At 64.8% G+C, this 13,453-nt stretch carries 11 protein-coding genes; 6 read left to right on the top strand and 5 right to left on the bottom strand.

From position 1 onward, the window contains the following. Window positions 1-108 precede the first annotated feature (108 nt). From ISX93_RS10430 to ISX93_RS10405, 6 genes are all read left to right on the top strand, one after another. Window positions 109-750 carry a type IV toxin-antitoxin system AbiEi family antitoxin domain-containing protein gene (locus ISX93_RS10430; protein ID WP_195778673.1) on the top strand — a complete coding sequence of 214 codons (642 nt, stop codon included), beginning with the start codon at window positions 109-111 and terminating at the stop codon, window positions 748-750. Continuing rightward, the gene (locus ISX93_RS10425) at window positions 747-1,577 is read left to right on the top strand and encodes a nucleotidyl transferase AbiEii/AbiGii toxin family protein (RefSeq protein ID WP_219841012.1); all 831 of its coding nucleotides are present in this window, start codon (window positions 747-749) and stop codon (window positions 1,575-1,577) included. The genes ISX93_RS10430 and ISX93_RS10425 overlap by 4 nt, the downstream gene beginning before the upstream one ends. A gap of 451 nt (window positions 1,578-2,028) precedes the next feature. After that, a complete protein-coding gene (locus ISX93_RS10420) occupies window positions 2,029-3,183 on the top strand; it encodes an MraY family glycosyltransferase (RefSeq protein ID WP_195778672.1) in 1,155 nt (384 codons plus the stop codon). Between the two features lie 266 nt (window positions 3,184-3,449). Continuing rightward, entirely contained in the window at window positions 3,450-5,471 is a 2,022-nt protein-coding gene (locus tag ISX93_RS10415) for a polysaccharide biosynthesis protein (RefSeq protein WP_195778671.1), read from the top strand. Between the two features lie 302 nt (window positions 5,472-5,773). After that, on the top strand, window positions 5,774-6,499 hold the full coding sequence (locus ISX93_RS10410) for a tyrosine-protein phosphatase (RefSeq protein WP_195778670.1): 726 nt from the start codon (window positions 5,774-5,776) through the stop codon (window positions 6,497-6,499). Continuing rightward, a complete protein-coding gene (locus tag ISX93_RS10405; protein ID WP_195778669.1) occupies window positions 6,496-7,233 on the top strand; it encodes a hypothetical protein in 738 nt (245 codons plus the stop codon). Before ISX93_RS10410 ends, ISX93_RS10405 begins: the two co-directional genes overlap by 4 nt. A 74-nt stretch (window positions 7,234-7,307) precedes the next feature. Here the strand turns inward: ISX93_RS10405 and ISX93_RS10400 are convergent, their stop codons facing one another. The 5 genes from ISX93_RS10400 to ISX93_RS10380 all read right to left on the bottom strand — a co-directional run bounded on the left by ISX93_RS10400 (window position 7,308) and on the right by ISX93_RS10380 (window position 13,452). Then, the gene (locus tag ISX93_RS10400; protein ID WP_195778668.1) at window positions 7,308-8,276 is read right to left on the bottom strand and encodes an NAD(P)H-dependent flavin oxidoreductase; all 969 of its coding nucleotides are present in this window, start codon (window positions 8,274-8,276) and stop codon (window positions 7,308-7,310) included. 377 nt (window positions 8,277-8,653) lie between these two features. Then, window positions 8,654-9,763: a glutathione S-transferase family protein gene (locus tag ISX93_RS10395; protein ID WP_195778667.1), complete on the bottom strand. Its 1,110-nt coding sequence runs from the start codon at window positions 9,761-9,763 to the stop codon at window positions 8,654-8,656. Window positions 9,764-9,800: 37 nt separating this feature from the next. Further along, window positions 9,801-10,550 (bottom strand): SDR family NAD(P)-dependent oxidoreductase, encoded by a 750-nt coding sequence (locus ISX93_RS10390; protein ID WP_195778666.1) that lies wholly within the window; start codon window positions 10,548-10,550, stop codon window positions 9,801-9,803. 160 nt (window positions 10,551-10,710) lie between these two features. Next, the gene (locus tag ISX93_RS10385) at window positions 10,711-11,616 is read right to left on the bottom strand and encodes a haloalkane dehalogenase (RefSeq protein WP_195778665.1); all 906 of its coding nucleotides are present in this window, start codon (window positions 11,614-11,616) and stop codon (window positions 10,711-10,713) included. A gap of 72 nt (window positions 11,617-11,688) precedes the next feature. Beyond that, window positions 11,689-13,452: an arylsulfatase gene (locus tag ISX93_RS10380; RefSeq protein ID WP_195778664.1), complete on the bottom strand. Its 1,764-nt coding sequence runs from the start codon at window positions 13,450-13,452 to the stop codon at window positions 11,689-11,691. Window position 13,453 lies beyond the last annotated feature (1 nt).

Genomic DNA, 13,453 nt, shown 5'->3' with positions numbered 1-13,453 from the left:
GGGCGCGAGTTTTTGGTGATTAGAGAAAACCTTGGTATGTCCCTTGCCTGCGATTTTTTGCATGGATAATCGGCTATTATTCGATTTTGCATGCAGAGAACTACAACCATGCGTTTGATCAAGCAGCTTCAGGCCTTTGGCAGCGTTCCCTTCACGCATGGGGCGCTGCTTTCTTATTTGGGGGAGTACCGGCGGCCCAATGACAAGATCGCCCGTCTGCTGGCGGCTGGTGATCTTGTTCAGCTAAAGAAAGGCCTCTATGTACTGGGTGCCGAACATCGCGCAACGCCGGTTTCGTTGCCGCTGGTGGCCAATTTGCTGTACGGGCCTTCCTGCGTTTCGCTGGATTTCGCCCTGTCCTGGCATGGCCTGATTCCCGAGGGGGTTTTTCAGCTCAGCTCGGTTACCCCGCGCCGCAGCAGGCAGTACGACACTCCCTTGGGCGTGTTTTCCTATGCGCACATTCCCGCCGGGCTTTACGGCATAGGCGTGCAGATGGAGCAAAATCCGGATGGCAGCAGTTTTTTGCTCGCCGGCGCGGAAAAAGCTTTGTGCGACAAGCTGCTGCTGACGCGCAACCTCTCGGCATATACCGCCGCCGCCATGCGCAGCTTTTTACTCGAGGATTTGCGGATGGATATCGAGGATCTGGCCAGGCTGGATTTGACGCCCGTTCGCCACTATCTGGCGGCAGGTTATAAGCCGCGTCAGCTGCAGGCCTTGTGCAAGCTGCTGGAGTCATTGCAGTGAAGGTCATTGAGCAGATGCTGCAGCGCTATCCACAGGACAGCCATGAAGCCCGGGCACATGCACTACGTGAGGTAATGCAGGAAATTGCGCTGGCGGGGCTCTATCGCGGCGGCTTTTTCGAGCGGGCTGCATTTTACGGCGGTACCTGCCTGCGGATTTTTTATGGTTTGCCGCGCTTTTCGGAAGATCTGGATTTTTCACTGCTGAACCCGGATCCGGAGTTTTCCCTGCAGCCGTATTTCAAGGCCATGCAGGACGAGTTCGCGGCTTTCGGCTTTGCGGTGGAAATTTCTGCCAAGCACAAGGCCGGCGTTTCCGATATTGCTTCGGCTTTTCTGAAGAAAACCGCCAGTGTGTATGACCTGCGGATCGCCGGGCAGAAGGTCATCAAGATCAAGTTCGAGGTGGATACCGATCCGCCTGCGGGCTTTTCCAGCCAAGAAAAACTGCTGTTGCAGCCGTACTCGTTCTTCGTCAAGTGTTTCAGCTTGCCGGATCTTTTTGCCGGCAAGATGCATGCGCTGCTCTTTCGCCAATGGCAGAACCGGGTCAAGGGGCGGGACTGGTTTGATTTCGAGTGGTATGTCCGTCAAGGGTGCTCGCTGAATCTGCAGCATTTTGCCGAGCGGGCCAGGCAAAGTGGTGATCTTGCAGCGCCAGTGCTTAGCGCAGAGGAGTTTCGCGCGCTGCTTGAAGCCCGTATCCACACGCTGGATGTGAACTCGGCCCGACAGGATGTCGTCCGCTTTATCAAGACACCAGAACAGCTGGACATTTGGTCGCAGGATTATTTTTTGCAGCTGGCCCGGATGATCCGGATTGATTGAACTGCGCAGGGCCTGCAGTTGGCTTTATCGCGCCGGGGACGACGTTCTTACAGGTTCGGCGGTGTTGCGCGGATTTGTGTGGTTGCATCGTGTTGCGGTGTTGCCTTGCTTTTGTATGAGCGCCGCCCCCGGCGCGAGCCTTTGCTTGTGCTTGGTTGTGCGGAGCTGTCTTTGCTTTGTTGTTGATCTGTTGCAGTCGCCCCGGGGCGGGAATCGGGCACACTGCGGTAGACTTTTTAATTGGCGCTGTACCCGTTAGCGGTTGCACGCGCTCCCGTAGGGTGGGTTAGGCCTGTGGCCGTAACCCACCAACCGGCCGCAAGGCCGGCAAGGGCGATACCTCTGCCATTGATGGTGGGTTACGCCGCGATGCGGCTAACCCACCCTACGGGAGCGTGTGCAGTAACGGGCACATTGGCTTTTTGATTGCGTTTCTGATTTCGGTACTTGCATGCACACGTTCATTCTGGCGTTTCTGGTCTCGGTGCTGGTCACCCTGCTGATTGTTCGTTACCAGCATCTGCACGAGCATTTGTCCGGTGACCACGATAATGACGGGGTGCAGAAGTTTCACCAGGGCTCGATCCCGCGCATCGGCGGGGTGGGCATTGCGCTGGGGATGATCGCGGTCGCCGTGATGCTGTATGTGCTGCGCCCCGCGGTGGCGGAATCCTTTGCCTTGCTGTTGCTGGCCTCGACGCCGGCCTTTTTTGGCGGGCTGGTGGAGGACTTCACCAAGCGGGTCGGCGTGCTGCCGCGCCTGCTGCTGACCATGCTGGCGGCGCTGCTCGGCTTCTGGCTGCTGGGGGCGCTGCTGTCGCGCTCGGATGTCGAGCTGGTGGATGCCTTCCTGGCGATCAGCGGCATGGGCCTGCTGATCACGGCGATGACGGTGGCCGGCGTGGCGAATGCGGTCAATATCATCGATGGCTTCAATGGCCTGGCGTCGATGGTCTCGGTGATGATTCTCGGGGCGATGGGCTACGTGGCCTACGTGCTGGGCGACCACCTGCTGTGGAATGTGTGCATCGCCAGTGTCGGCGCGATTCTCGGTTTCTTTGTCTGGAACTATCCGCGCGGGCTGATCTTCCTCGGTGATGGCGGTGCCTACCTGATCGGCTTCCTGATCGGCGAGGTATCGGTGCTGCTGGTGGCCCGGCATGCGGAGGTGTCGCCGTGGTTTCCGCTGCTGCTGGTGATCTACCCGGTGTTCGAGACGCTGTTCTCGATCTACCGGCGCAAGGTCTTGCAGGGCGTCTCGCCTGGCCGGCCGGATGGCCTGCATCTGCACACGCTGATTTTCCGGCGGCTGGTGCGCTGGGCAACCGGGGACCTGGGTCATCTCCGCACCCGGCAGAACTCGGCTACCTCGCCGTATCTGTGGTTGCTGTGTTCGGCTTCGGTGTTTCCGGCATTGCTGTTCTGGCGTAACACCGAAGCGCTGATGGCCTGCATTGTCGGGTTCATGGCACTGTATGTGTGGCTGTACTGGCGGATTGTGCGCTTCCGCACGCCGAAGCTGATGGTCAAGCGGGAGCGCTTGAATGGTGGTGCCGGGGCTGTCAGGAACGGGCCGCGGCCGGGGTCGCAAAAGCCGGAGGAGTGATTGGCCTGGTGCTGGCGGGGCGCGGTTTTCGCGGCGAGGGCGCCGCTCCTACAGGGGAGCATGGTTGCAGGTTTTTGTAGGAGCGTCGCCCCCGGCGCGAGGTTTGGTGGTTGAAGTATGCCGCGGAGCTGGCTGTATCGCGGCGAGGGCGCCGCTCCTACAGGGCGTGTGTGGTCGCAGGTTTTTGCAGGAGCGTCGCCCTCGGCGCGAGCTGTTGATTTTGTCGGTAGCGGTCGTCGCTGTTCAGACGTTGAAAAGGGTGATGAATGAGTGTGTTAGGACTTGCCTACCAGCTGCGCAGCCGCCTGGTGGCGTTGCCCCGGCGTTACAAGCGACTGCTGCAGATCGCGACCGATGTGCTGCTGCTGTGGGCTGCCCTGTGGCTGGCATTTGTCATCCGGCTGGGGGATGTCGACACGGTTGAGCCGCTGGGCGGGCATGCCTGGCTGTTTGTCGCCGCGCCGGCGCTGGCCATTCCCCTGTTCATCCGCTACGGCATGTACCGTGCGGTGATGCGCTATTTCGGCAACGAGGCGCTGATTGCCATCGCCAAGGCGGTGTCGATTGCCGCGTTGCTGCTGGCGCTGACGGTGTACTGGTATCAGGCGCCCACCTTGATTCCGCGTTCCATGGTGCTGATCTACTGGCTGCTCAGCCTGTTGCTGGTGGGCGGCCTGCGCCTGCTGATGCGGCAGTACTTCATGGGTGCCTGGTACTCGGTGGATCAGCCGTTCAGCTTCAAGCACAAGGGCAGGGTCAAGGATATTCCCCACGTCGCCGTCTACGGTGCCGGTGCGGCCGGCAATCAGCTGGTGGCGGCGTTGCGTTCTGGTCGCGGCATGCACCCGGTGGCCTTCATCGATGATGATCCGGGCATTGTCGATCGGGTGATCGCCGGGCTGCCGGTGTATGCCGCCAACGATATCCAGCAGATGCTCGATGACACCGACGCGGTGGAGATCCTGCTGGCCATTCCCTCGGCCTCGCGGGGCCGGCGCCGCGAAGTGCTGGAGCTGCTGCAGCGCTTCCCGTTGCGTGTGCGCAGCGTGCCCGGCTTCATGGATCTGGCCAGCGGCCGGGTCAAGGTCGAGGACGTGCAGGAGGTGGATATCGCCGACCTCCTCGGGCGTGACGCGGTGCCGCCGCGGCCGGCGCTGTTCGAGCGCTGCATCCGCAACCAGGTGGTGCTGGTGACCGGGGCTGGCGGCTCGATCGGCGCCGAGCTGTGCCGGCAGATCCTGGCCACCGGGCCGGCTACCTTGCTGTTGTTCGAGCACAGCGAGTTCAACCTCTACAGCATCCACGCCGAGCTGGAGCAGCGCATTGGCCGTGAAGCGCTGGCAGTCCGCCTGGTGCCGTTGCTCGGCTCCATTCGCGAGCCGCAGCGCCTGCTGGAGGTGATGCGCGGCTGGGGAGTCGATACGGTCTACCACGCGGCGGCGTACAAGCATGTGCCGATGGTCGAGCACAATATCGCCGAGGGCGTGCTGAACAATGTGCTGGGTTCGCTGTATACCGCTCAGGCGGCGGTGCTGGCCGGGGTCGAGCATTTCGTGCTGATTTCCACCGACAAGGCGGTGCGCCCGACCAACGTCATGGGCAGCACCAAACGCCTGGCCGAGATGGTCCTGCAGGCCCTCAGCCGCGAGCCCGCCCCCCAGCTGCTGGGAGCTGCGACGGGGTTGCCGGCGGTCAACCGGACGCGCTTCACCATGGTCCGCTTCGGCAATGTGCTGGGCTCTTCGGGTTCGGTCATCCCGCGCTTTCACGAGCAGATTCGCCGCGGCCAGGCGGTCACCGTGACGCATCCGGAGATCACCCGCTATTTCATGACCATCCCCGAGGCGGCGCAGCTGGTGATCCAGGCCGGCGCCATGGGGCAGGGCGGGGATGTGTTCGTGCTGGACATGGGCGAGCCGGTGAAAATTGCCGAGCTGGCGGAAAAGATGATCCTGCTCAGCGGCCTCACGGTGCGCTCGGCGAGCAACCCCGAGGGCGACATCGCCATCGAGTTCACCGGCTTGCGCCCGGGCGAGAAGCTCTATGAGGAACTGCTGATCGGCGAGAACGTCAGCCCTACCGAGCACCCGATGATCATGCGCGCCAACGAGGATCACCTGCCGTGGGCGACGCTGCGGACGACCCTGGACGAGCTGCTGGCGGCAGTCGAGCGCGACGATTACCCGCAGGTGCGCCAGCTGCTGCGCGACACGGTCAGCGGTTACACCCCGGATGGCGAGATTGTCGACTGGATCTATCGGCGCCAGGCGGGCAGGGATCCGGTGTAGGCGCGCCGGTCTTTCTTTTGCAGGAGCGCCGCCTCCGGCGCGAGCGCTTGATTTTGCCGGGTTTGGCCTTATCTCTGCCGGTCGATAAGCCTACAATTCGCCCTGCTGCCCGGTTAAACAAGGTTATGTACGCGTTATGGGTTGAAGACCTGCTTGTCGTAGGGTGGGCGTAGGGTGGGCTTCAGCCCACCGAAACACTGTGTCGGGCATTGCTGGGCTAAAGCCCACCCTGCGCGAGAAAAAGCACGTTCAATCACTAACGCAGACAGCGCCTTAAACAACGCTACGCCCCAAGAGCTGCCATGATCGACCTGCACAACCACCTGCTGCCCGGCATAGACGACGGCGCCCCCGACCTCGCCACCTCACTCGCGTTGGCGCGCATCGCGGTGGCCGATGGCATCACCCATCTGGTGTGCACGCCGCATATCCATCCCGGGCGCTACGACAACACGCCGGCGATCATCCAGGGTGCGCACGCGCAGTTTGTCGCGGCGCTGCAGGCGGCCGACATTCCCCTGCAAGTCGCCACCGCCGCGGAAGTGCGCTTCGGCGCGGAGCTGATGCTCGGCATCGGCGCCGGCCAGATTCCGTTCCTCGGCGAGTGGCAGGGCAAGCAGGTCCTGCTGCTGGAGTTCCCCCATGGCGAGGTGCCGTTTGGCGCGGAGCGCATGATCAGCTGGCTGCTGCAGCGCAACATTGTGCCGATGCTCGCCCACCCGGAACGCAACAAGGGCATCATGCGCGCGCCGGCCAGGCTCAAGCCGTTCATCGAGCAGGGCTGCCTGCTGCAGGTTACCGCGGCCTCGGTCGCCGGCGGCTTCGGCCCGGCCGCCGAGGCCATCGCCCACGACTTGCTGCGCGAAGGCCTGGTGACCATCCTCGCCAGCGATGCGCACAATCAGGAATATCGCCCGCCGATTCTCACCGATGGCGTGCGCCAAGCGGCCCGCCTGATCGGCGAGGCCCGGGCCGAAGCGCTGGTCAGCCACACGCCCTGGCAAATCGCCCAGGGCCATTTCCAGTGAGTGACACTGCCGCCAGCCTGGGCTTGCCGCGGCAGCCTGCGACTCGCCTCGGCCGGCGGGCGGCGGCGCTCGGCGTTGCGCTCGCGGCCAGTGCGTTGCTGCTGTTTGGTGGCCGCCTGCTGCTGGTGGGCATTGCCGACTATCAGGCCGAAGCCTTTCTCGGCGCCTGGGAAGCCGCCGCCGTGGAACCCGACGCGCGCGCCTGGAACATCGCCCACGGCGCGGCGCAGCGGGCGATCGAACTGTATCCGGTAGCGGATGGCGAGCGCCTGGACCGGCTCGGGCGCATCTACAGCTGGAAGCAGTTCCGCCAGCCGTATGCCGCCCCGATTGCCACAGAGTCGCGGCGTGCCGCACTGGCGGCCTACCGCGCCTCGCTCGGCGTGCGCCCGACCTGGCCGAACACCTGGGCGCGCCTGGCCCATGCCAAGTTGTACCTGCAGGAGTTCGACGACGAGTTCGCCAATGCCCTGGAGCAGGCGTTCAGCCTTGGCCCGTGGATTCTCGAGGTGAACCGCGAGCTGGCGGAAATCGCCCTGATCGCCTGGCCGAGATTGACTGCCGGCCAGCAGCAGGCCGGCCTCGAATCGGCCCGCCGCGTCTTGATATACAGCCCCGGCGAGGCGCAACGCCTGCTCGCCCTGGCCGGGCAGACCGGCCGGCTCGAGTCGTTGTGCGCGGCGCTGAGCCCCGAACTGAAGACGGCCCACAAGCTGAAGGCCTGCGCTGACTGAGGCTTCTGCAAGTGCAACTGTCTGCAGTGGCAGCGGCACTCAACCAGCAAACCAGCCGCCGCGACGAAAACCCCTCAGCTGGCGCAGAGGCTGGCCTTGGCTGCAGCGTATTCACGCTTCCAGCGCGCCACCAGTTCGGCGGTCGGCAGCACTTCGCTGATCGCGCCGATGCCCTGGCCGCAACCCCAGATGTCCTTCCACGCCTTGGCGCTGTTCGAGCCTTCGCCGCTGGCAAAGTTCATCTTGCTCGGGTCGCTTTGCGGCAGGTTGTCCGGGTCCATGCCGGCGTTGCGGATGCTGCCTTTCAGGTAGTTGCCGTGGATGCCGGTGTAGAAGTTGCTGTAGACGATGTCGTCGGAGTTGCTCGCGGTGATCATCTGCTTGTACTCCTCCACCGCGCGTGCTTCCTCGGTGGCGATGAACGCCGAGCCGATGTAGGCGAAGTCCGCGCCCATCGCCTGGGCGGCGAGGATGGCGCGGCCCGAGGCCATGGAACCGGAGAGTGCCAGCGGCCCGTCAAACCAGTCGCGGATTTCCTGGATCATGGCAAACGGGCTCTTCACGCTGGCGTGGCCGCCAGCCCCGGCGGCAACCGCGATCAGGCCGTCGGCACCTTTCTCGATGGCCTTGTGGGCGAACAGGTTGCTGATCACGTCGTGCAGGGTCACGCCGCCCCAGGCATGCACCGCCTGGTTGACGTCCTCGCGGGCGCCCAGCGAGGTGATGATGATCGGCACCTTGAAGCGGGCACAGACCTCCATGTCGTGTTCTAGGCGGTCATTGCTCTTGTGCACGATCTGGTTGATGGCGAACGGCGCGGCCGGCTGGTCCGGGTTGGCGCGGTCGTGCGCCGCCAGTTCCTCGGTGATTTCCGCCAGCCAGTCTTCCAGTTGCGCCGCCGGGCGCGCATTCAGCGCCGGCATCGAGCCGATCACGCCGGCCTTGCACTGGGCGATCACCAGCTGGGGCGTGCTGATGATGAACATCGGGCTGCCGATCACGGGGAACGGCAGGTTGGACAGAACGGGGGGCAAACGGCTCATGCATAGGCTCCGGGACTGATGGATGGCGGGGCCCTGCGGCGCCGCCGGTGCACTGCAACAGGGCTAACCATGCGACTTCGGGCGGGCTTGCGTCAACCGCCGGGGCCGCTCCAGTCGAGGTCAAAACCGCCGAGTTCAAGCATGCCGGGCGGCACATATTGCTGCGCGCCTTGAATAACCGGGCCGTTGAATACGCGCCGCTCTCGGCGAGAGGGTTAGTTGTTGGCTGATGGTTCGCTTCGCGGCGAGGGCGCCGCTCCTACAAGAGCAGCCTGGCGCCACCCTGGCCCGTAGGAGCGTCGCCCTCGGCGCGAGCTTTTGTTGTTGCCTGGCGGTTTGCGTCGCGGCGGGGGCGTCGCTGCTACTCAAGGGCCGTATCACTGGGCCTCGAGCGCCACCCGCAGGCCGGCCATGCGCAGGCGCGGCAAGTCCAGTTCCAGCAGGCGGCTGCCGCCGTGCTCGCGCAGCCAGTTGCCAACCGTGTCCTGTTGCGCGGGCGGCAGGTTGCGGTAGCCGTCGAGCACCCGCTGCGCCATCCACAGGCTGTAGGGCAGGGCGTTGCGGCGGAAGGTCTGCCCGGCCATGGGTATTTCGATTTCACCGAGGCTGCGCGGCAGCGGCTTGCCGGCCGGGTAGGTTGGCAGCAGGCGGTTGACCTGGGCGAGGATGGCTTCAAGCATCGGCACGAATTCACTGAACACACTGTGCAGCACCGGCAGCAGGGTGTCGGCGATGCGGTCATCCGCCAGCAGCGGCTGCTGCGCGGTGCCTGGCGCTGGCGGGCTGGCCATGCGGTCGATCCAGGCGCGCAGGTGACGGCGCGGCGCGACCAGCTCGCGGGCCGGCCAGGGGTCGCGGCCGAGATGGCCGTACATGCTGCCGACCAGGCCGAAGTCAGCCAGGGTCGGGTGCCCGCCGAGCAGGTAGGGGTGCTCGGCGAAGTGGCGGTCGAGGTGGTCGAGCATGTTCGCCGTCCAGTCGTTCATCAGCTGCGCCTGTTCCGGGCGCACGCCCACCGCATGCAGCATCACGCGCATCTTGCCGGCCGGGAAGGCGGCGATGCGCCGTTGCAGGAACTTCGGGAAATGCGGCAGCAGCGCCGGGCCGGCATCCTGCTCCCACAGCGCATAGTTCTCCGGGTAGCTCCAGCGCGTGTGCATGGCGATGGGAATCCACCATTCGTCGCCCCAGGCTTCGAGCAGGTAGGCGACGCTGCGCTGCAGCGGCGTTTGCGGAATCACCGGCGCCTGCGGGAAGCGCGCTTCCAGGCGGTCGATGATCAGGCTGGTGTCGTGCAGCCATTCGTTTTCCGGGGTGCGCAGGATCGGCATCACCACCACGCCGGTCTTGCGCTTGTTGCGGACCATCAGGTTGTACAGGTTGACCTGGTTGTCCTCGAACGGGATGCCCTTGTAGGTCAGGTAGCAGCGCGTCTTGCCGGAGAAATAGGACAGGTGCCAGCCATAGTGGACGAAGGGTTTGTGCATGTTGATCTCGCTGCGGTTGGTCGGTGACGGGGACAGCTCAGAGCATCTTTTTCCACAGGCCGTCGGGGATCAGGCCGAACAGCGGACGCAGGTATTTCCATGGCCAGGCCGGCACGATGCCGCGCGCCCGGCGCTTCTCGATCAGGTCGAGCATCTCGCGCGCGGCCTGGCCGGCGGACACGGCGAAGGGGTACTTCTCGACGTTGGGCATGATCCCGGTGGCGACGAAGCCGGGCAGGATGGTGGTCACGGCGATGCCCTTCGGCCCCAGTTCCATGCGCGTGCCGTCGAGGTACATGGAGAAGGCGGCCTTGCTCGCGCAGTAGGCGGCCTGGGTCGGGATGGCCTTGAGCGAGGCCAGCGAGGAGATCCCGACGATCTGCCCGGCGCCGCGTGCGAGCAGGTGCTCGGCGGCAGCGTTGACCGTGGCGATGGCGCCGATCACGTTGGTCTGCAGGATGTGGCGTTCCTTGGCGAAGTCGCCGCGGCCGACCTTGCTGAAGTCGTTGATGCCGGCATTCGCCACCACGATGTCGACCCCGCCCAGGCGCTCGAACAGCTCGTGCAGGGTCGGCCCCACGCTGTCGCTGTCGTCCACGTCGAGGCTGCACAGTTCGATGCGCTGCTGGCTCTGCGGCTGGCGCGCAAGCAGTTCGCCGCGCAGGCTTTTCAGGGCCTCCATGCGCCGCCCGGTGAGGCCCAGGTGGTAACCGCGGGTGAAGCATGCTTCGGCCAGTGCGCGGCCGATACCGGCCGACGCGCCGGTGATGACGATGGTCTTGTTCATGGATTTCCTTTGGCCCCGCCGGCTGGCGGGGCGTTATGCAGGGTTGGGTTGAGCGTGCGTACTGAGCAAAACGCAACATCTTAGGAGCCAGCTTGCTGGCGATATGAGCTGTCTGCCAGCGATCGCCAGCAAGCTGGCTCCTACAAAGAAACAGTGGTTTTCAGCTGTTGCGCATGAACGCGATCACCACCCGGGCCAGTGCCTCGCCCTGGTCTTCCTGGAGGAAGTGCCCACCGTTCTCGATGGTGGTGTGCGGCTGGCCGGCGCAGCCGGGGATCAGCTTGCGCAGTACCTTGTCGCCACCGGCGGTGATCGGGTCCTTGTCGCTGAAGGCGGTGAGGAACGGCTTGTCGAACTTCACCAGGCTTTCCCAGGCCTTGCGGTTGGCCGGGGCCGCCGGGTCATCGGGGGTGGCCGGCACCAGGGTGGGGAACTGCCGCGCGCCTTCCTTGTAGCTTTCATCCGGGAAGGGCGCGTCGTAGGCGGCGATCACCTCCGGCGGCAGGGTGCAGGTGACGGAGCGCTGGATGATCATGCCGGTGGGGAACACCGGCACCGTCTGGGAAAACTCGCGCCACTTGAGGAAGGCTTCGCCGGGGTGGTGATCGCCGGTCGGCAGCATGGTGTTGGCGGCCACCACCCGGGCGAAGCGCTCCGGGTGCTCGGCGACCAGGCGCAGGCCGATCAGGCCGCCCCAGTCCTGGCAGACCAGGGTCATGCCGGTCAGCTCAAGCTGCAGCAGCAGGGCGCGAATCCAGTCGACATGCCGCTGGTAGGTGTAGTCGCTGCGCTGGCTGGGCTTGTCGGAACGGCCGAAGCCGATCAGGTCCGGGGCAATCACCCGGTAGCCGGCCGCCACCAGCAGCGGAATCATCTTGCGGTACAGGTAGCACCAGCTCGGCTCGCCGTGCAGCAACAGCACCACGGGCGCATCAGCGGCACCCTCATCCAGGTAATGCAGGCGCAATTCGCCACCTTCGGTGTCGTCCACCTGCAGGTAATGTGGCGCGAAGTGATAGCCGGGCAGGTTGGCGAAGCGTTCATCGGGGGTGCGCAGTGACTGCATGTTCGAATCCTCGCTGGTTGTGCTCCCTCGCCCCTCCGGGCAGAGGGGTTGGGAGAGGGTGTCAATTGAGAATCAACGCTGCCGGCGGCGCCGGCGCAGCAGGTAAATGGCGGCCAGCACCAGCAGCACGGCGGGAATGCCCCACAGTTTCAGCTTGGGCAGATAGACATTGATCATGGCGTTGATGAACACCTGCTTGATCGGGTCATAGCCATCGGGCATCGGCAATACGCCGTTGGCGCGGGCGTAGTCGGCGTAGTCGGCAATCAGCTGCTGGAACAGCTCGGGCAATTGCTGCTGCAGGTCCGTCACTTCGCCGGGGTCGCGGCGGATGTCGTACAGGTGCCACTGGCCGTCACCGATGGGCGGCAGGTTGCGCAGCAGTTTGTAGTCGCCCTTGAAGATGGCGGCGTTGCCCGACAGCTCGTAGCCCACCGGCTGGTCGACCGGGTACACCGCGTCGGCCTGGCCGCGCAGGACCGGGAGCAGGTTGCGCCCGATCATGGGTTCGACCGCCCGGCCCTGGTAACGGCCGTCCGGCTGCTGGACGCCGGCCAGGGCCAGCAGGGTCGGCGCGATGTCGGTGACGTGGGTGAAGGCCGGGCTGATCCGGTTGGCCAGGGCGCCGGGCACGCCGGCGACAATCAGCGGCACGCGGATGCCGCCTTCGCCGGCCCAGAACTTGTAGGTGTTCAGCGGTGCCACCGCCGCGCTGGCCCAGCTCGGGCCGATGATCGAGTAGGCGCCCTTGCCGCCGAGGCGCTCGATGCTGCGGTCGTAGTTGTGATCCAGCCACAGGCGCCCGCTGAGCGTGGCATAGGGGTCGGAGCCCTCGGCGCCGTTGTCGGAGAGGAACAGGAATACCGTATTTTCGTACTTTTCGGTTTCCTTCAGGTAGGCGATCAGCCGGCCGACTTCATGGTCCATGGCTTCGGCCATGGCCGCATACACTTCCATGCGCCGAGCCTGGTAGGCCTGTTCCGCGGGGCTCAGGGCCGCCCAGTCGAGGGTGGTGGCCATCTCGGTCATCGGTGTGCCGGGCGGGATCAGGCCCAGTTCGATGGCCTTGTCGCGGCGTTGCTGGCGCAGGGCATTCCAGCCCTGGTCGTAGCGCCCCTTGTACTTGTCGATGAACTGCTGCGGTGCCTGCAGCGGAATGTGGTTGGCCTGGAAGGCGATGTAGGAGAAGAACGGCTGCCCGCTGTCGCGGTTGGACTCGATCTGCTCGATGGCCTTGCTGACGAAGAAGGTCGAAGAATAGAAATCTTCCGGCAGCGAATGCAGCCGCTCGCCGTTCTCGTACCAGGACACCTCCGGCTTGAGCGACAGGTAGGGCTTCATTTCCCAGTTGTCCGAGCCGCTGTCGGCCTGGATCACCGAACGCTCGAAGCCGCGCGCCGGCGGCAGGTTGTGCGGCTCGTGGCCGAGGTGCCATTTGCCGGAGATATAGGTGTGGTAACCACTGTCACGCAGCAGGCTGGCCACGGTGACCACATTGGTGTCCAGTACGCCGAGGTAGCCCGGCTGGCCCTGGTGGCTTTGCGGGATGGTTTCCGGCATGTTGCCGACGCCGTTGCGGTGGTTGTCCACGCCGGTCAGCAGCATGGAACGGGTCGGCGCGCAGGATGCCGCCACATGGAAGTTGGAGAAGCGCATCCCCTGTCCGGCCAGGGCGTCGAGGTTGGGCGTGGCCATCTCGCCGCCGAACGCACCGACATCGCTGAAGCCCCAGTCATCGGCCAGCAGCAGCACGATGTTCGGCTGCGCCGCAGCCGCCGGCCCGGCCAACAGCGCCAGCAGCAGGCCGAGGGTGTAACCGGCGAAAGGGATGCGCATC

This window comes from Pseudomonas sp. N040 (assembly GCF_015637705.1).
Lineage (GTDB): Bacteria > Pseudomonadota > Gammaproteobacteria > Pseudomonadales > Pseudomonadaceae > Aquipseudomonas.
Note: the sequence above shows the minus strand (reverse complement) of the source record. Positions and strands in the feature narration are given on the sequence as shown.

What these genes read in the sequence shown, in the direction of transcription:
- ISX93_RS10430 (WP_195778673.1), top strand. Translation starts at nt 109, where the DNA reads ATGCGTTTGATCAAGCAGCTTCAGGCCTTTGGCAGCGTTCCCTTCACG.
- ISX93_RS10420 (WP_195778672.1), top strand. Translation starts at nt 2,029, where the DNA reads ATGCACACGTTCATTCTGGCGTTTCTGGTCTCGGTGCTGGTCACCCTG.
- ISX93_RS10415 (WP_195778671.1), top strand. Translation starts at nt 3,450, where the DNA reads ATGAGTGTGTTAGGACTTGCCTACCAGCTGCGCAGCCGCCTGGTGGCG.
- ISX93_RS10410 (WP_195778670.1), top strand. Translation starts at nt 5,774, where the DNA reads ATGATCGACCTGCACAACCACCTGCTGCCCGGCATAGACGACGGCGCC.
- ISX93_RS10400 (WP_195778668.1), bottom strand. Translation starts at nt 8,276, where the DNA reads ATGAGCCGTTTGCCCCCCGTTCTGTCCAACCTGCCGTTCCCCGTGATC.
- ISX93_RS10395 (WP_195778667.1), bottom strand. Translation starts at nt 9,763, where the DNA reads ATGCACAAACCCTTCGTCCACTATGGCTGGCACCTGTCCTATTTCTCC.
- ISX93_RS10390 (WP_195778666.1), bottom strand. Translation starts at nt 10,550, where the DNA reads ATGAACAAGACCATCGTCATCACCGGCGCGTCGGCCGGTATCGGCCGC.
- ISX93_RS10385 (WP_195778665.1), bottom strand. Translation starts at nt 11,616, where the DNA reads ATGCAGTCACTGCGCACCCCCGATGAACGCTTCGCCAACCTGCCCGGC.
- ISX93_RS10380 (WP_195778664.1), bottom strand. Translation starts at nt 13,452, where the DNA reads ATGCGCATCCCTTTCGCCGGTTACACCCTCGGCCTGCTGCTGGCGCTG.